The organism is Paraburkholderia sp. BR14312, from assembly GCF_040948675.1.
Lineage (GTDB): Bacteria > Pseudomonadota > Gammaproteobacteria > Burkholderiales > Burkholderiaceae > Paraburkholderia > Paraburkholderia nodosa_A.
In genome coordinates this window covers 1-15,458 of record NZ_JBFPKI010000006.1, presented here as the reverse complement: position 1 = coordinate 15,458, position 15,458 = coordinate 1, and the positions used below count along the sequence as shown (strand labels likewise).

Sequence of the window (15,458 nt, the reverse complement as noted above, 5' to 3'; positions counted from 1 at the left end):
GCACTTTTTCGGGCATCGCCCGCGACCACTGCGCCAACGGGGTGCGCCGTATCGCCCATCGCACTGCTGCGGTGCACAACACATCGCGCGCCGAGTTTTTGCGCGGCACGCCCAAAACCCCAACGGGCATGGCTTCGCGGCCAACGGACAAACTGGCACGCACCTTGCTGAACCCTCATGCGCGCCCAGCGATGGCGCGCAATGCACCGATTAACCGTCGAAGACGTCATGCCGACGACCACCGAATCCTCATGCTGCGCGTACTGCTCGTAACCGACACCGACAAGCCTATCGGCGACCTGCGCGACGCGCTCGCCAAGCTCGGCTACGACATGCTCGCCGAGCCCGCCACGCCGCAGGCGCTGCATCGCGTCGTCGAGCGCGAGCGGCCCGACGTCATCATCATCGACACCGAGTCGCCCTCGCGCGACACGCTCGAACAACTCGCGGTGATGAACGCCACCGCGCCGCGCCCGGTGCTGATGTTCAGCCACGACGCCAACCAGCAGCTGATCCGCTCGGCCGTGAATGCGGGTGTGACCGCCTATCTCGTGGAAGGGCTCGCGAGCGAGCGCCTTGCGCCGATCCTCGAAGTCGCGCTCGCGCGCTTTGCACAGGAAGCGCAGTTGCGCGAGCGTCTCACGCAGGCCGAAAACGAACTGGCCGAGCGCAAGCTGATCGACCGCGCGAAGCGCATCCTGATGGAGCAACAGAAGCTGACCGAACCCGCGGCCTACGCGGCGCTGCGCAAACGCGCGATGAACGAGAGCGTGAAGCTCGCCGAAGTCGCCCGCCAGATCGTCGCGCTCGCGCAAGCGCAGGAACGACCCGATTGAGCAGGAACGAAGCTCGCCCATGAACGCCACCCCTACCCTCGCCGCGCCCGAGAAAACCCATCTGAAGATCGGCTTCGTGCCGCTCGCCGACGCCGCGCCGCTTGTCGCCGCGAAGCTGCTGGAGTTCGGCCACGCGCACGGCCTCACGCTCGAGCTCTCGCGCCAGCCCTCGTGGGCGGCGCTGCGCGACAAGCTGCTGTCCGGTGAGCTCGACGCCGCGCATTCGCTCTACGGCCTCGTCTATGGCGTGCAGCTCGGCCTGGGCGGCCCGCAGACCGACATGGCCGTGCTGATGGTGCTCAACCGCAACGGCCAGGCCATTACGCTCTCGAACCGTCTCTCAGATGCGCTCGCCGAACACGGCTCGCTGCCGCGCGCGCTCGCCACGCTCGCGCGCAAGCCCGTGTTCGCGCAGACCTTCCCCACCGGCACGCACGCGATGTGGCTGTACTACTGGCTCGCTTCGCAAGGCGTGCATCCGCTGCGCGACATCGAGAGCGTGGTGATCCCGCCGCCGCAGATGGTGGCCGCGCTCGCCGAAGATCGCCTCGACGGCCTGTGCGTGGGCGAGCCGTGGCCTGGGCTCGCGCAGCAGCGCGGCGTAGGACGCACGATCATCGCGAGCGGGGCGATCTGGCCGGATCATCCCGAGAAGGTGCTCGCCTGCCGGCGCGATTTCGTGGTGCGCCATCCGAACACGGCGCGCGCGCTCGTACAGACGATGCTCGAAGCGTGCCGCTGGCTGGACGGCGAAGGCAATCGACGCGAGATTGCGCAATGGCTTGCGCGCCCGGAGATGCTGGGGGTGGACGCCGCGCTGATCGCGGCACGGCTCGAAGCGGACCCGGCATCGCACACGCCAGGCATGAAGTTCTTCGAGGAAGGCCGCGTGAACTATCCGCACGAATCCGAAGGCGTATGGTTTCTGACGCAGTTCGAACGATGGGGCATGCTCGCGCGCCGAAGCGACTATCGCGAGATCGCGCGCGGCTTGAACCAGACCGCGCTGTACGGGCAAGCGGCGGCGGCGATGGGAATCGCGCTGCCGGCAGAGACGGCCACCGCGCCGTTCGTCGATGGACGCGTTTGGGACGGGGAGGACGCGGTGGGGTATGTGGAGGGATTCGGTATCAAGGCGTAAGCGCGGCTGGCCGCGCCCAGCCGCTTACTTCACGACGACCTGCGTGTGCCCCACGACAGGCGGCTTCTCGAAGTACGGGCCGACGAGCCGGCGCCATTCCTGAAAGTCATCCGACTCGCGAAAGTGCACCATGTGATCTTCGACGGTGTCCCACTGCACGACGAGCACATACTGGTTCGGCTCTTCCACGCCGCGTTGCAATTCCACGCTGCGGCAGCCGCGTGCGCGATGAAAGAGCGGCAGCGCCTGCGCCACGTTTGCCTCGAATTCGGCGTTCTTGCCTGCGCTCACCGTGATATGCGCCATCTCGTAGACCATCCTGTTCTCCTTGTGATTCGCGTTGATTCGCGTTGATTCGCGTTTGATCCGCCACTGCAGTCAGTGTGTTTTCAGGCGTTCGATGACTTCGTGTGCAATCGCGAGCGAAGCCGTCAGCCCAGGCGACTCGATGCCGTAGAGGTTCACGAGCCCGCTCACGCCGTGCTCGCGCGCGTCCTGGATCACGAAGTCGCCGCCATGCTTGCCCTCGGCCAGCTTCGGGCGAATGCCAGCATAACCCGGTTGCAGCGCGTCGTCAGGCAGCGCGGGCCAGTAAGTGCGAATCGCCTCGTAGAATTTGGCCGCGCGGCCTGGGTCCACGGTGTAGTCGATCGTGTCGATCCATTCCACGTCGGGACCGAAGCGCGCCTGGCCGCCCAGGTCGATCGTCAGATGCACGCCCAGGCCCCCTTCCTCCGGCACCGGATAGATGAGCCGCGAAAACGGCGCCGCGCCCGCCAGCGAGTAGTAATTGCCCTTCGCGTAGCGCCCCGGCGGAATCGATTGCGCCGGCACGCCTTCGATGCATGCCGCGATCTGCTGCGCGTAGAGGCCCGCACTGTTCACCACGCGCGTGGCGAGCAATTCCATCGGCTCGTCGCCGCCTACCTTGAGGAGCGTCGGCTGGCCCGGCCGCACGAGGCCCCCCGTGACCGGCGAGCAAAACGCGAGCATGCCACCCGCCGCTTCAAAGTCGCCCTGTAGCGCGAGCATCAAACCGTGGCTGTCGACAATGCCCGTGGAGGGCGATTCGAGCGCCGCCACGCACTCGAGCGCGGGTTCCCGTGCGCGCGCCTCGCCACGGTCGAGCCAGCGCAGGTCGTCCACGCCATTGGCGGCGGCCGCCGCGCGAATCGCGCGCAGCGCGTCGAGCTGCCCTTTGTGCGTCGCGACGATGAACTTGCCGCAACGGCCGAACTCCACGCCCTTCTCCTCGCAATACGCGTAAAGCTTGTGCTTGCCTTGCACGCACAGCCGCGCCTTGAGTGAGCCTTGCGGGTAGTAAATGCCCGCGTGTATCACTTCGCTGTTGCGCGAGCTGGTGCCCGTGCCGATGGCGTTTTCCGCCTCGACGAGGACGGTTTCCCAGCCCTGCTGCGCGCACGCGCGCGCAACCGCGAGACCGACCACGCCCGCGCCGATCACGACGCAATCCACCGTATCCGTCATGAAACTTCCTTTCTCGTCACGCGAGTGCTGTTGCGACTGGCGTTATTTTGCCCAATTCGCGAGCCTTTCGTGAAAGGATGCGCACCATGAAAAAACGCCGCCCGATCAGCCGATCGGGCGGCGTCAAACAACTGCCGGAGATGATGAAGCCAGCGGTGCATCAGAAGTGCGTATGCAGGCCCACGCGCGCAACCGCCTGGCTCTGACCGCTCGAAGCGCCGTCCGAGGAGTTCATGCCGTTGATCTGCGCGAGACCGCCCGAGCTGGCGCGCTGGTACACGCCCAGCACGTACACGCTGGTGCGCTTGGAAAGCGCGTAATCGACGATCGCCGCGACCTGGTGCGCGTGATTGTTGTCGACCACGTCGTTGCCCTTCATGTACATGTACGACGCGCCGGCGCTGAGTGCAGGCGTGAAGTTGTAGTGCGCGCCCACCGAGCCCTGATACACCGAGCCGCCGTTGGCCGAGTTGTGCACGGTGGTGAAGAGCGCGTTCGTGATCCAGCCGCCGAAACGGTAGTGCGCGCCGATACCCCAGTTGCGCACGCTCACGTCGCCTTCGCCCGTCACGACGGTCTTGAGGTTCGTATAGGCCGCGTTCACGCCGAAATCATGTGCCGAGTAGTTCAGCGCGAAGCTCGTGCCATTGGCCGTGCCGATCGAACCGGCCACGCCGCCGAAGCTGTACATCGCGCCCGCGCTGAAACCGCCGAACGTCGGCGACAGATACTTCACCGAGTTGTTGACGGTTTCGCCAGCCATGCGGTCCCAGTCGAACGAACCAGTCGGGTTGTTCGGCAGCGCGAGCTTCTGGAACGGACCTGCGCGGAAATCGTAGAAATGGCCCGAGAGCTCCGCCGGATCGTTGCCCGCGAAATACAGCGAGTCCGTCATGAAGTCGTACTGGTTGCCGAGCGTGAGCTTGCCCAGCTTGTCGTTGCTCAGACCCAGAATCGACGTACGGCTGAAAAGACTCTTGTTCGGCATGAACGCGCCGTTGTCCACCTGGAACTGGTTGACGAGCTGGAAGAAGGCCTTCGTGCCGCCGCCCAGGTCTTCCGTGCCGGTCATGCCCCACAGGTTCGGGCCGTTCACGCCGTCGTCCATCTTGACGTTGTGCTTGCCGCCCTGGTTGCTCACGTAGGTAATGCCGGTGTCCATCATGCCGTAGAGCGTCACGCTGCTCTGCGCGAACGCCGGTGCAGCACACGCCATCACACCGATAGCCCCCGTAATCGCCAATGCAATCTTTTTGTACTGCTTATGATCCTGCATTCTCCAAGTCTCCTGTTTTGAACAAACCTGTTTATTCGAGCATCGAAGGGTGGCGCTCTCGCCGCCCCGATATCCGGCGAGCCGCAAGCGAGCGCGCGGCATGTGGGGCCACGCGGGTCAAACGCGTTCGAGTGGGCAAATTGCCCACCCGAGCGCAAAAGTCAATCAGGAAATCAAACGGTCGAGCAAACGCTCAGACTGCGTCGGGCACCTTGCGCGTCTTCAGGAACGCTTCGAGGGTTTCGCCGCGCATACTGGCGTACATGCCGAGATTCGTGATCTTCACCACGCGCGCGAACTTCTCGAGCACGAAGAAGCACACGCCGTATTGAATGAGGCCGAGCCAGTCCGTAGCGTCGACGAGCGCGCGCTCCTCGCTGGTGAGCGCGGCGGCGTCGTAGGCGGCCGTGCGGTCGCGCAGCCACAGATCGCGCGCTTGCGGCAGACGCATTTCCCAGAAGAAGCGATTCAGGCGCATGGCCTTCATGCTCTGGCGAATGTCGAAGGGGTAGGTGCCCGTCAGTTCCTCGATGCCAACCAGTTGCGGATTCATTGCTGGCCCTCTTCTTCGTACACCGTGACCGCCATCGCCGTGCTGGTCGCGAGATAGTAGTTGCGATGGACTTCGCGGATCTTGCCGCCCAGCGCCCCGCGCATGGCGAGCCACATGATCGTCTCCACGCTTTCGGCGCCGCCAAGGCGCACATAGTCCACATGCTTCATGCGGGCGAGGCGCTCCGGATCGTTCACGATCAGGTCGAGGAACTCCATGTCCCATTCGGTGTTGTTGTAACCGCTGCGCTCGCCGTGCACCTGATGCGAAAGGCCGCCCGTGCCGACCACCACCACGTCGAGATCCTGCTCGAACGATTCGATCGCGCGGCGCAGCGCCTGGCCGATCCGGTAGCAGCGGTTCGCCGTGGGCAGCGGATACTGGAGCACATTCACCTGGACCGGCACCAGCGCCGCGGGCCAGCCGCCTTCGTGCGGCAGCATGAGCGAAAGCGGCGAGTTGCAGCCGTGGTCGAGCGGCTTGTCCTGGAAGATCGTGAGATCGAACTCGTCGTTGACGAGCTGCTCGGCAATATGGATCGCGAGATCGGGGTGGCCCGCGATGTCCGGCAGCGCGCGCTTGCCCGCGCCTTCGTCGGCGAACTCGTGCGTGGCGGAAACGCCCAGCGCGAAGGTGGGATAGCAGTCGAAGAAGAAGCTGTTGGCGTGGTCGTTGTAGAACATCACGAGCGCGTCCGGCTTGCGCTCGGCGAGCCACTTCGCCACCGGTTCGTACCCCTGGAAGAGCGGCGCCCACGCGGGTTCGTTCTGCTTGCCCTTGTCGTATGCCATGCCGATTGTCGGCACGTGCGATGTGCCGATGCCGCCCAGTATTCTTGCCATGATCTTGCCCTCTGCTGCTGTTCATGCGGCGCACTCGCGCCGCGCTGGACCCGATGCGCCCGCAGACGCCTTCGATCCATCACTTGGGATACGAAATTACAAAAACGCCGGCCAAACCGTAAGCAAGGGTTAACCCCGATTTTTTCCCTTTCCCTCATGAATTCAAGGCTTGTGCGCGCTTGCGCACATTCGGCCGATCGCGCAAACCCGCGCGCCGCAACGGTTTTTGGTATCCTGAAACCCTGTTGCGGGAAGTGCGGCCGGTCCGCCCTGGCAACCTCCTCATAAACGAAACAGATATCAAAAGAACGAACTCGCAAGGGCCGCGCGCGCCATACGCCGCGCGCCTCGCCCGCTGCGATTCACGCATGACATGAACGGGACGACCCAGCAAACCATCGTGCAGGCGCTGCGCACGCGCATCCTCTCCGGCGAACTCGAGCCCGGCGAGCGGCTCGTCGAGGCGCAACTCGCCGAGCGCCTCGGCATTTCGCGCACGCCGCTGCGCTATGCGCTGAGTGTGCTCGCCACCGAAGGCCTCGTCGAGCGCTCGGGCGCGCGCGGCTACACCGTGCGGCGCTTTTCGGTGACCGACGTGCTCAACGCCATCGACGTGCGCGGCGTGCTCGAAGGGCTCGCCGCGCGCACGGTCGCCGAGCGCGGCGTGGACCAGGCGCTCGCGCGCGCACTCGAAGACTGTCTGCGCGAAGGCGACGCGATTTTCGCGGCCGGCGTGCTCGACAGCGAAGCGGAAACGCGCTACGCCGAGATGAACGGCCGCTTCCACGCACTGATTGTGGAAGCGGCGCACAATCTTGCGGTGAGTGCCGCGCTCGGGCTCAACGACAAGATTCCATTCGTCTCGCCGGGCACGGTGGTGTTCGACAAGGCCGCGCAGCAGCGTCAGTTCATGATGCTCTCGTATGCGCACCGCCAGCATCACGCCATTGTCGGCGCGCTCGTCAACGGCGAAGGCGCACGCGTCGAGGCGCTGATGAAAGAGCACACGCATATTTCGAAGGAGAGCCTCAATCTTTCGGTCGACCGGCTGCATCTGAGCGCGGTCGACGATGGCGCCGCCGCCGCAGTTGCCATGGTTGCCACGGTCGCCGCATGAGACACGGCGCGTATCCCACCCAAAACGACATGATCGAGCCGTGAGCCAGTCCGAACTCCTGAACCTCGCGCATCTGCGCGCTTTTCGCCTCGTTGCCGACACGGGCAGCGCCACGCGCGCCGCTTCGGCCTTGTATCGCGCGCAATCGGCCGTCACGCGCTCGGTGCAGGAACTGGAGACGGCGCTGGGCGCGCCGCTCTTCGAGCGCAAACCGTCGGGCATGCTGCCCACGGCCGTGGGCCGCGTGGTGCTCGAGCGCTGCGCGCGAATTTTTGGCGAACTGGAAGAACTCGCGCAGTGGTGCGCAGCGCGCCAGGCGCGCCGGCGCGCGTTGAGCGAAGGCACGCTTCCCGCGTATCTGCTCAACACCCGGCGGCTGCAGCTATTCGTCGCTCTCGCGCGGCACCGCCATATGCCGAGCACGGCCAATGCATTCGGCATCAGCCAGCCCGCCGTGAGCAGCGCCATGCGCGTGCTCGAAAGCGGCTCGGGTGTCACGCTCTTCCATCGCGGACCGCGCGGCGTGCTGCTCACGGCCGAGGGCGAGACCTTCCTGCTGCACGTGCGGCGCGCGCTCAACGAACTGCGACACGTACCCGACGATATTGCGGCGCTGCACGGCAATATCCAGGGCGCGGTGACCGTGGGCGCGCTGCCATTGGGCCGCACGCTGATCCTGCCGGCCGCCATCGCGCGCCTTTCCGCGCAGCATCCGGGCGTGCGCGTCGTGACCGACGAAAGCGCGTATGAACTGCTCGTGGCGGGCCTGCGCGCGGGCGACGTGGACTTCGTGCTCGGCGCGCTGCGCGAAAACGATGCGGCAAGCGGCCTCGGCAACGAACGATTGATGTCGGAAGACATGGTCGTGCTCGCGCGGCGCGATCATCCATTCGCGAAAAAGCATAGCCTCACGCTCAACGATCTGCGTGATGCTCAATGGATACTTTCACGCACGCATTCGCCTTCGCGCGGGCTGCTCGAAGCGCAGTTCCGCCGCGTGAAGCTCAAGCCGCCCCTGCCCACCGTCGAAACCGCCGATCTCGCCGTGATTCGCGGGTTGCTGCTTGGCACGGACATGATCACGGCGCTCTCGGCGCAGCAGTTGCACTACGAAATCGAATCGGGCCAGTTGGTGATTCTCGACGTGCCGCTGCAGCACACACGCCGCGATATCGGGCTGACACTGCGCGCGCAGGGCTCGCCCTCGCCTGCGGCACGCGCGCTGATCGACGCGATCCGGCTCGTGGTGATGGAGGTTGCGCCCGCAACGCGTGTGGTGGAGGGGCGGCGCGCGGGGTGAATCCGCAAGCCCCATGAGACGATCGTCAGCGAGAATCGAAAGTCCGTAGTGCAAAGCGTTGCGCTCGTTCAGTCCAGGCGCTTTTCGAACCAGTGATGGGCATACGGTTCGGCGTTGAATGCATCGACTTCGACGAATCCAGATTGCCTGTATAGCGATATCGCCTCACACAGCGTTCGATTCGTCTCCAGACGAATAACGCGCGCCTTGGCCTGGCGGGCACGTTTCTCCGCCTCGACGATCAAGCGGCGGCCGACGCCCATACCGCGCGCGCAAGGACTCACCCACATTCTCTTGAGTTCGGCCGGGGACTTCTTGTGGAATTTCAGCGCGACACAGCCGATCGGGTCGCCGTGGAGTCTCGCGACGATTAGCGCGCCTGCGGGCGCCGTCAGTTCGACAGCATCTGCCGACAGGCTCAGGGACGGGTCGAATCCGGCTTCAAAACGCTGGTCGAGTTCGCTGAAGTACTGTTCAAAGCACCACCGCGCGTCACTGCTATCCGGGTCCTCGAGCGCAAAATGCACGAGCGATGCCTGCAGCAAACGTTCGACCTCGAACATGGCTTCGACCAGTCGCTGACGCTGTTTCTCTCCGAGAGGTTCGAGCACGCGTAACGCGACCGCGTCGGAGAGCCGTTCGAGTTCAGCCCTTTCGACGAGACCCGCCTCAGTCAGGCAAGCCCGGCGAACCCGGCGGTCGTTCGAATCGGTGAGGACAACGACCAGTCTTTGCCGCTCGAGCGACGCCAGCGTACGGCTGACATAACCCGAATCAAGACTCAGCCGCGCGCGCAGCGTACGGATATCCGCCCCTTCGACACCGATCTCCCATAGCAGGCGCGATTCACCCATTGGGCGGCCTCGTCCGAGGAAATGATCGTCGATAGCGCCGATGCTTTCCGCGACGATGCGGTTAAACCGACGAATCTGAGGAATCGAGGACGCGCTCATATCTCTGACTCTAGTCAGAGATATCGAATCCGTCAACCGCGCATGCATTGCCCGCTCGTCGAGTCAAACAAATGCGATGCCAGGGTTAACCTCGATAAATATATGCATAACGCACGCCGTAATAGTGGAGATGAGAACGCTAACGTTTGCGCAGAGACTACGAGCAGGCAGGAACCACGAACTCACTAACCGGAGTCATTGCGCCCGCATCGCGCTCGCAGCCTTCGTCACCGCCCTCGCGGGATGCGGAAATGCCGTTTCGGATTCGGACATCCAGTTCGTCACGGCCGCCATGCCGGCGCAGTTCGAGGCGTTCCGCATGTACGGCGCGGTCCCCTTTCGCGACGGCTCACCCGGTTTGTCTGCTCATGCGCCAGCCAGGCTCCAGCAGGGCTGCGAGGCGGTCGTTCGTTCGGCGAAGGGCAGCTTTCGCGAGTCGGTGGTCCTCGACAGCGAATCGGCCGAGTACTTCGAACTCGATGTCTCGCGTACGCCCGACGGATGGACTGTGACAACCGACAGCCTTGCCGCACCGAGCGGCAACTCCGTGGGACTTCGCACCCAGTTCACGAACTGCCTGACCGCAATCAAGGACAAGCTTCGGGCCCAGCCGGAGCGGGTACAGTGAGCCATGCTCCCGCATGGCGAACGGGCAGCGTCCGTCCACAAGCAACGCCATGCCCGTTATGAAAGCGCTCTCGCGGCAAGCGAGTTAGCGCGCGGCCGGTCAATCCAGCGACGGCCCAATCTGCGCTGCGAGCGAATCGACCGGGCGTCTGCCTGCCATGGCTACCTCGATGCCCTGATCGGCAAATGCCTGCGCGATGGCCGTGCCGATTTTGCCGAGCCCGATGATTGCATAGCTAATTGCACCCTCCATTCGTATTCCTGAATAACAGGAAATCACTTTGGCCGATTGTGTGCATCGGTTGTCAGACCTGGCCGATGCCGCCGTCATTCATCAGATCCGCGCCCGTCATATACGAACTCTGTTCGGAGGCGAGAAAGAGTGCCGCGCTGGCCATCTCCTCGGCGCGGGCGAGTCGACCGAGCGGGACCATGCTTTTGTACATGCTCACCAGATCCTCGCGCGTCGCCGACTGGGCGTCGAGTATCGGCGTGTCGGTGACGCCAGGACTGAGCATGTTGACGCGAATGCCGCGATCCTTGAATTCGGCGGCCCAGGTGCGCGCATAGGAACGCAACGCGGCCTTGGTCGCCGCGTAGGCCGTGTGCCCGGGAATGCCCATGACGTGCATGGCCGAAGAAACCAGGATGATCGATCCGCCCCCTGTCATCATCGGCAGCAGCTTCTGCACCAGAAAGACGGGGCCGCGCGCCATCAGGTTGAATGCCTTGTCGAAATGCTCTGGGGTGATGGTGTCGATCGAAGCCTGCTCGGTAAAGCCCGCGTTCGACACGATGATGTCCACGACACCCTTTTCTTCCCTGACCGCCGCGGCGACGCGGTCGAGGTCATCGAGGTTCGCGGCGTCGGCCTGAATCGCAGTCACGTTGCGTCCGATCAGTTTGGCAGCCTCTTCGAGCGGACCTTGCCTACGGCCAAAGATAAAGACGTGCGCGCCTTCGGCGACGAACCGCTGGGCAATCGCCAAGCCGATACCTGTCGTTGCGCCGCTAATGACGGCGACCTTGCCTGTGAGAGTCGACATTGAAATTCCTGCTTGTTGGTGAACGGAATCGACATCGTAATTGCCGCCCCAACGAATGATAATCAGCGGAGTTATCATGAGATCTATTCTTCGAGGGAATGGGTCTCGCGAGAGACGTGCAATGGATCGATTTCACGAATTGAACGCCTTCATCGCCGTTGTCGAAGCGGGAGGCTTTTCCGCAGCGGCGCGTAGAACCGGCGATTCACAGTCCGCCATCAGCAAGGCGATCGGTGCGCTGGAAAAACGCCTCGGCGTGCAGCTATTGAACCGCAGCACACGCAGCGTGACTCTCACTGATCAAGGGCAGAAGTACTACGAGCGCACCAAGCCGTTGCTCGACGAAATCGAGGTAGCCGACAACGAACTGAGCAGCAGCACGCTCGATGTCTCGGGCCTGGCCCGCATCGCCGCCGCCTCGACGTTCGGCCGCCTGCACGTTCTCCCGCTCATTCCCGAACTGCTGTCGCGCCATCCTGGTCTTCGGGTCGATCTCGTGTTGTCGGATTTCGTTCGCGATATGGTGGAGGATCGAATCGATCTCGCGATTCGCGTGGGTACCATCAACGATCCAGATTCGGTCGTGCGGAAAATCGCGAGCACCCCGCTGGTCTGCGTGGGATCGCGCCGCTATTTCGAGCAGCACGGCATACCGAAGGATCCTGCGGAACTCGCGAGGCACAATTGCCTCGTCTATGGCGGCCTGATGGAATCGGCGAACTGGCCGTTTCATGGGCCGCAAGGGCGCTTCAACGTGCCGGTCCAAGGCAACCTGTCGTCCAATAGCGTCGAGACGATACGATCGGCCGTGCTCGCGGGTGTGGGAATCGGCCTCTTCGCGAAGCTCTCGCTCTCCGCCGAACTCGAGCATCCCGACATCGTCACCGTGCTGGACGACTTCATTGGGGACGCCCGTGATGTCAGCATCGTCTGGCCGAGCCGTCGCTTCGTGCCTGCGCGCGTGCGCCGGATCACCGATTTTTTTGCGGATGCCCTACCGCAGCGCTTGTAGAAGCGCGACGGCCTCGAACGCAAGAGATCAGGCAACGCTCGCGAGCTGCGGGCGTCGAGTGCCTGCGTCGTTCGACATCGATTCGCGCACGTGGCGCGCGAATTCCTGCGCCGCGGGCTGAACCGTCGCGGGCAATCGCAGGCAGATCGCGAACGGTGGCAGCGCGGGCAAGCCGGTTGCTTGAGGCGCGAGCGTCTCGAGGTCGGCCGGCACCGTGGAGGCGAGCCAGGTCGTGATCGCGAGGCCCGCACGCACCGTCGCAGCGGTCGCCTCGATGTTGCCGCTCTCGAATACCGTGCGCCACGCAATGCCCTCCTCCGCGAGCGCGCCGAGCACGACCGGCCGGAAGGCACATCGCTCGTCCACCATCGACAGCGGCAACGGCCGCTTCTGCCAGGCATCGCTGCCGCGCCCCTTGACCCACACCAACGGCTCGATGCGGACGACTTCGCCTTCGGCTTCGCTCTCGACATATTCGACCAGCGATATATCCACGCGGCCGCTATGCACCGCTTCGCTCAATTCCGGCGACGCCGCACACACGAGCGAAATCTCCACTTGCGGATGCGCATCGGCGAACGCCTTCATCGCCGGGGCGAGCGGTGTCACGAGATCGTATGGCACGCCCACGCGCAGGCTGCCGCGCAGTGATCCGCCCGTCATATCGGCCCAGATTTCGTCGTTCAACTGCAGCAGCTGGCGCGCCTTCACGAGAAATGACTCGCCATGGCGCGATAGCTCCAGCTTGCGCGTCTTGCGCACGAACAGCAGGCAATCCAGCACGTCTTCGAGACGCTTCACCTGCTGGCTCACGGCGCCTTGCGTCATATGCAGCAGATTCGCGGCGACCGTCATGCTGCCGCTGTCGGCGACGGCAACAAAGGTGCGGATCAGATCGAGGTCGAGGTTTCGGCTCATGGATGCATTATGCCGCGTAATGAATCGCATCAGGATTATTGCCTTTGATGATGCGTCGGCGATCCGTACAGTGCAAGTTTCATTCTTCCGGATCTGCACCGATGACCTCGATCCTGCCGCTTCTCCTGTTTGTCGTCATTGCGACCGTGACGCCCGGCGGCGCCACCACGCTCGCCACCGCTTCGGGTGCGCGCTTCGGTTTCGCGCGTTCGATTCCGCTGATGCTCGGCATCGCGATCGGCCTGGCTGTGCTCGCCGCCGTCGCCGGGCTCGGCCTGGGCGGTCTGCTGCTCGCGCTGCCGTCGCTGCAAACGGCGGTCAAGGCAGTCGGCTCCGCGTATCTGCTGTGGCTCGCGTGGCGCATCGCGCGCAGCGGGCCGCCGAACGCAGGTAACGGCCCCGCGCACCCCATCACGCTCGTCAACGGATTCCTGCTGCTATGGCTCAACCCGAAAAGCTGGGCGATGACGATCGGCGCCGCGGCGTCGTTCGCGCTGCTCGCAAGCAGTCCGAACCGACTCGCGCTGCTGCTCAGCGCTGCGTTCGGCGTGGCCGCATGCGTCTCGCTCGCGCTGTGGTGTGCGCTCGGCGTGCTGCTCGCCCGCCTCTTTCGCACGCCGCGCCATTGGCGCATCCTTAACCTTGCGATGGGCGTACTGCTCGCCGCATCCGTCATTCCAGCATGGAGATAACGATGTCTGGTCATCCGTTTGCCGAATCGTTCGACCTCGAAGCCGCATTCGCCGGCGTGTCCGATTACTGGTCGCCGAAAGTCGTCGCCCAGGTCAACGATCAGTACGTGAAGGTCGCCAAAGTGCGCGGGCAGCTCGTGTGGCACGACCACGAGCACGAGGACGAACTGTTCTTCGTCGTGCGCGGGCACCTGAAAATCGAGTATGAGGACGGGCGTGTCGTCGATCTGCCCGCGGGCTCGATGCACGTCGTGCCGCGCGGCACGCTGCACAATCCCGTCGCAGAGGACGAATGCTGGGTCGTGCTGATCGAGCCCGTGCAGACATTGCATACCGGGCGCGTGGAATCGCCGTTGACGAGGACGATCGACGAGCAGTTGGGCCAAGCGCGCTGAGGCGGCCTGGCCCGCGGACATCGACATCGCCGCTTCAAACAAACACCTTTTGCAGCCGACTGGGTTGAGCGCGAAGATACTGCTTCGGCGCCCTGACCTGGGCTCCGAAGTGAGCGGCAGCGTGCCATGGCCAGCGCGGGTCGAAAAGCACCGCTCGGGCCAGCGCGATCAGATCGGCGTCTCGCGTGCTGAGGATGGATTCGGCTTGTTCGAACTCGGTGATCATGCCGACGGCGATGACAGGGAGCGTCGTCGCCTGCTTCACGGCCCGCGCGAAGGGAACCTGATAGCCGGGCCCGACGGGAATTTGCGCGGCGGGGTTCGAGCCGCCACTCGAGACATTGATCGCGGCGCAGCCCCTGGCCTCCAGTGCGTGGACAAAAGCGATCGCGTCGTGCACGGACCACCCGCCGTCTACCCAGTCCGTCGCGGAGATCCGCATCGTCACGGGGCGATCGTGCGAAAACGCGTCTCGCACGGCTTCGAAGACCTCGAGTGGAAATCGCATGCGGTTTTCCAGCGAGCCGCCGTACTCGTCGTCCCTGTGGTTCGAGAGCGGCGAAAGGAATTGATGGAGCAGATACCCGTGCCCACCGAGGATTTGAATGAAGTTCAGGTCGAGCCGTGAGGCGCGTTGCGCGGCGGCCGCGAAGGCATCGCGAATCGCGGCCAGTCCGCTGCGGTCCAGGGCAGTGGGTGGTGTCTCACCGGCCGCGAAAGCAACCGGGGATGGGCCGTAGGTGTTCCAGCCGTTTGCGCGACCATGAGGAATCTGTGCGCCGCCGTCCCATAACTTCTGCCGCGAGCCTTTTCGGCCGGCATGGTTGAGCTGGATCCCAATCGGCGTGTCGGACCAGCGCCGAACGCTCTGCAGCACGCGCGCCATGGCGAATTCGCTCTCGTCGGAATAGAGCCCTACGTCGCCGTAACTCGTGCGCCCCCCGGGGGTGACCGCCGTCCCCTCGATGGTGAGCGCCGCCGCACCGGAAAGCGCCAGCTGGCCGAGATGAATCAGGTGCCAATCGTTCATCAGCCCTTCTTCGGCCGAGTACTGGGCCATCGGGGCGATCACGATCCGGTTGGCGAGGTTCAGGTTGCCGATCTGTATCGGCGTGAACAGCATTGGATGGCTCGATAGAGAGCGTCAAGCAGCATGGCCGGTCAGCGACAACTATCTTGGCCGGTCAACGGGGTAGTTGTCGTTGGGTATCAGGTCATATTTGACGTTGCTCCTTCATAGTTGTCGTTGCGTGATCGTGTAG

The 15,458-nt window shown here is 64.2% G+C and carries 17 protein-coding genes and 1 pseudogene; 8 read left to right on the top strand and 10 right to left on the bottom strand.

The genetic code is table 11. The features are described from left to right. The first annotated feature begins 251 nt into the window (after positions 1-251). Together AB3X98_RS17700 and AB3X98_RS17695 are read left to right on the top strand one after the other, a co-directional pair. A complete protein-coding gene (locus tag AB3X98_RS17700) occupies positions 252-836 on the top strand; it encodes an ANTAR domain-containing response regulator (protein WP_069265976.1) in 585 nt (194 codons plus the stop codon). Between the two features lie 19 nt (positions 837-855). Continuing rightward, on the top strand, positions 856-1,977 hold the full coding sequence (locus AB3X98_RS17695; RefSeq protein ID WP_368602361.1) for a CmpA/NrtA family ABC transporter substrate-binding protein: 1,122 nt from the start codon (positions 856-858) through the stop codon (positions 1,975-1,977). A 24-nt stretch (positions 1,978-2,001) separates the two neighbouring features. On the opposite strand, the gene AB3X98_RS17690 is transcribed toward AB3X98_RS17695, so the two are convergent. The 5 genes from AB3X98_RS17690 to AB3X98_RS17670 all read right to left on the bottom strand — a co-directional run bounded on the left by AB3X98_RS17690 (position 2,002) and on the right by AB3X98_RS17670 (position 6,136). Then, positions 2,002-2,295: an antibiotic biosynthesis monooxygenase gene (locus AB3X98_RS17690; RefSeq protein ID WP_028202455.1), complete on the bottom strand. Its 294-nt coding sequence runs from the start codon at positions 2,293-2,295 to the stop codon at positions 2,002-2,004. A gap of 60 nt (positions 2,296-2,355) precedes the next feature. Further along, complete coding sequence (locus tag AB3X98_RS17685) at positions 2,356-3,465, bottom strand: NAD(P)/FAD-dependent oxidoreductase (protein ID WP_368602360.1); 1,110 nt, start codon at positions 3,463-3,465, stop codon at positions 2,356-2,358. A 160-nt stretch (positions 3,466-3,625) separates the two neighbouring features. Continuing rightward, positions 3,626-4,681: a porin gene (locus AB3X98_RS17680; RefSeq protein WP_342949106.1), complete on the bottom strand. Its 1,056-nt coding sequence runs from the start codon at positions 4,679-4,681 to the stop codon at positions 3,626-3,628. 253 nt (positions 4,682-4,934) lie between these two features. Beyond that, complete coding sequence (locus AB3X98_RS17675) at positions 4,935-5,294, bottom strand: protocatechuate 3,4-dioxygenase (RefSeq protein WP_324157852.1); 360 nt, start codon at positions 5,292-5,294, stop codon at positions 4,935-4,937. Further along, positions 5,291-6,136 (bottom strand): gallate dioxygenase, encoded by an 846-nt coding sequence (locus AB3X98_RS17670; protein ID WP_368602359.1) that lies wholly within the window; start codon positions 6,134-6,136, stop codon positions 5,291-5,293. Before AB3X98_RS17670 ends, AB3X98_RS17675 begins: the two co-directional genes overlap by 4 nt. Positions 6,137-6,509: 373 nt before the next feature. Between AB3X98_RS17670 and AB3X98_RS17665 the strand changes: the two genes are divergently transcribed. Next, positions 6,510-7,253: a GntR family transcriptional regulator gene (locus tag AB3X98_RS17665; RefSeq protein ID WP_368602358.1), complete on the top strand. Its 744-nt coding sequence runs from the start codon at positions 6,510-6,512 to the stop codon at positions 7,251-7,253. 40 nt (positions 7,254-7,293) lie between these two features. Further along, positions 7,294-8,553, top strand: coding sequence for a LysR family transcriptional regulator (locus AB3X98_RS17660; RefSeq protein WP_368602357.1), 1,260 nt, complete (start codon positions 7,294-7,296; stop codon positions 8,551-8,553). Positions 8,554-8,621: 68 nt separating this feature from the next. On the opposite strand, the gene AB3X98_RS17655 is transcribed toward AB3X98_RS17660, so the two are convergent. After that, entirely contained in the window at positions 8,622-9,506 is an 885-nt protein-coding gene (locus tag AB3X98_RS17655) for a GNAT family N-acetyltransferase (protein WP_368602356.1), read from the bottom strand. Positions 9,507-9,630: 124 nt separating this feature from the next. On the opposite strand from AB3X98_RS17655, the gene AB3X98_RS17650 reads away from it, so the two are divergent. Continuing rightward, complete coding sequence (locus tag AB3X98_RS17650; RefSeq protein ID WP_368610293.1) at positions 9,631-10,134, top strand: hypothetical protein; 504 nt, start codon at positions 9,631-9,633, stop codon at positions 10,132-10,134. A 105-nt stretch (positions 10,135-10,239) separates the two neighbouring features. Here AB3X98_RS17650 and AB3X98_RS17645 read toward each other — a convergent pair. Continuing rightward, positions 10,240-10,374, bottom strand: a pseudogene (locus tag AB3X98_RS17645) (NAD(P)-binding domain-containing protein); the annotation flags it as partial. Positions 10,375-10,438: 64 nt separating this feature from the next. Beyond that, positions 10,439-11,179 carry an SDR family NAD(P)-dependent oxidoreductase gene (locus AB3X98_RS17640; protein WP_069265773.1) on the bottom strand — a complete coding sequence of 247 codons (741 nt, stop codon included), beginning with the start codon at positions 11,177-11,179 and terminating at the stop codon, positions 10,439-10,441. Positions 11,180-11,300: 121 nt separating this feature from the next. Between AB3X98_RS17640 and AB3X98_RS17635 the strand changes: the two genes are divergently transcribed. Beyond that, positions 11,301-12,191 carry a LysR family transcriptional regulator gene (locus AB3X98_RS17635; RefSeq protein ID WP_069265772.1) on the top strand — a complete coding sequence of 297 codons (891 nt, stop codon included), beginning with the start codon at positions 11,301-11,303 and terminating at the stop codon, positions 12,189-12,191. Positions 12,192-12,218: 27 nt separating this feature from the next. Here AB3X98_RS17635 and AB3X98_RS17630 read toward each other — a convergent pair whose 3' ends face one another. Beyond that, positions 12,219-13,109 carry a LysR substrate-binding domain-containing protein gene (locus AB3X98_RS17630; protein ID WP_368602354.1) on the bottom strand — a complete coding sequence of 297 codons (891 nt, stop codon included), beginning with the start codon at positions 13,107-13,109 and terminating at the stop codon, positions 12,219-12,221. Between the two features lie 101 nt (positions 13,110-13,210). Between AB3X98_RS17630 and AB3X98_RS17625 the strand changes: the two genes are divergently transcribed. Then, positions 13,211-13,801: a LysE family translocator gene (locus AB3X98_RS17625; RefSeq protein WP_069265770.1), complete on the top strand. Its 591-nt coding sequence runs from the start codon at positions 13,211-13,213 to the stop codon at positions 13,799-13,801. Between the two features lie 2 nt (positions 13,802-13,803). After that, entirely contained in the window at positions 13,804-14,196 is a 393-nt protein-coding gene (locus tag AB3X98_RS17620; RefSeq protein WP_069265769.1) for a cupin domain-containing protein, read from the top strand. Between the two features lie 34 nt (positions 14,197-14,230). Here AB3X98_RS17620 and AB3X98_RS17615 read toward each other — a convergent pair whose 3' ends face one another. After that, positions 14,231-15,319: an NADH:flavin oxidoreductase/NADH oxidase gene (locus AB3X98_RS17615; protein ID WP_368602353.1), complete on the bottom strand. Its 1,089-nt coding sequence runs from the start codon at positions 15,317-15,319 to the stop codon at positions 14,231-14,233. Positions 15,320-15,458: the final 139 nt, after the last annotated feature.

What these genes read in the sequence shown, in the direction of transcription:
- AB3X98_RS17690 (WP_028202455.1), bottom strand. Translation starts at nt 2,295, where the DNA reads ATGGTCTACGAGATGGCGCATATCACGGTGAGCGCAGGCAAGAACGCC.
- AB3X98_RS17665 (WP_368602358.1), top strand. Translation starts at nt 6,510, where the DNA reads ATGAACGGGACGACCCAGCAAACCATCGTGCAGGCGCTGCGCACGCGC.
- AB3X98_RS17630 (WP_368602354.1), bottom strand. Translation starts at nt 13,109, where the DNA reads ATGAGCCGAAACCTCGACCTCGATCTGATCCGCACCTTTGTTGCCGTC.
- AB3X98_RS17620 (WP_069265769.1), top strand. Translation starts at nt 13,804, where the DNA reads ATGTCTGGTCATCCGTTTGCCGAATCGTTCGACCTCGAAGCCGCATTC.
- AB3X98_RS17670 (WP_368602359.1), bottom strand. Translation starts at nt 6,136, where the DNA reads ATGGCAAGAATACTGGGCGGCATCGGCACATCGCACGTGCCGACAATC.
- AB3X98_RS17635 (WP_069265772.1), top strand. Translation starts at nt 11,301, where the DNA reads ATGGATCGATTTCACGAATTGAACGCCTTCATCGCCGTTGTCGAAGCG.
- AB3X98_RS17615 (WP_368602353.1), bottom strand. Translation starts at nt 15,319, where the DNA reads ATGCTGTTCACGCCGATACAGATCGGCAACCTGAACCTCGCCAACCGG.
- AB3X98_RS17655 (WP_368602356.1), bottom strand. Translation starts at nt 9,506, where the DNA reads ATGAGCGCGTCCTCGATTCCTCAGATTCGTCGGTTTAACCGCATCGTC.
- AB3X98_RS17680 (WP_342949106.1), bottom strand. Translation starts at nt 4,681, where the DNA reads ATGGCGTGTGCTGCACCGGCGTTCGCGCAGAGCAGCGTGACGCTCTAC.
- AB3X98_RS17695 (WP_368602361.1), top strand. Translation starts at nt 856, where the DNA reads ATGAACGCCACCCCTACCCTCGCCGCGCCCGAGAAAACCCATCTGAAG.
- AB3X98_RS17625 (WP_069265770.1), top strand. Translation starts at nt 13,211, where the DNA reads ATGACCTCGATCCTGCCGCTTCTCCTGTTTGTCGTCATTGCGACCGTG.
- AB3X98_RS17640 (WP_069265773.1), bottom strand. Translation starts at nt 11,179, where the DNA reads ATGTCGACTCTCACAGGCAAGGTCGCCGTCATTAGCGGCGCAACGACA.
- AB3X98_RS17685 (WP_368602360.1), bottom strand. Translation starts at nt 3,465, where the DNA reads ATGACGGATACGGTGGATTGCGTCGTGATCGGCGCGGGCGTGGTCGGT.
- AB3X98_RS17700 (WP_069265976.1), top strand. Translation starts at nt 252, where the DNA reads ATGCTGCGCGTACTGCTCGTAACCGACACCGACAAGCCTATCGGCGAC.
- AB3X98_RS17675 (WP_324157852.1), bottom strand. Translation starts at nt 5,294, where the DNA reads ATGAATCCGCAACTGGTTGGCATCGAGGAACTGACGGGCACCTACCCC.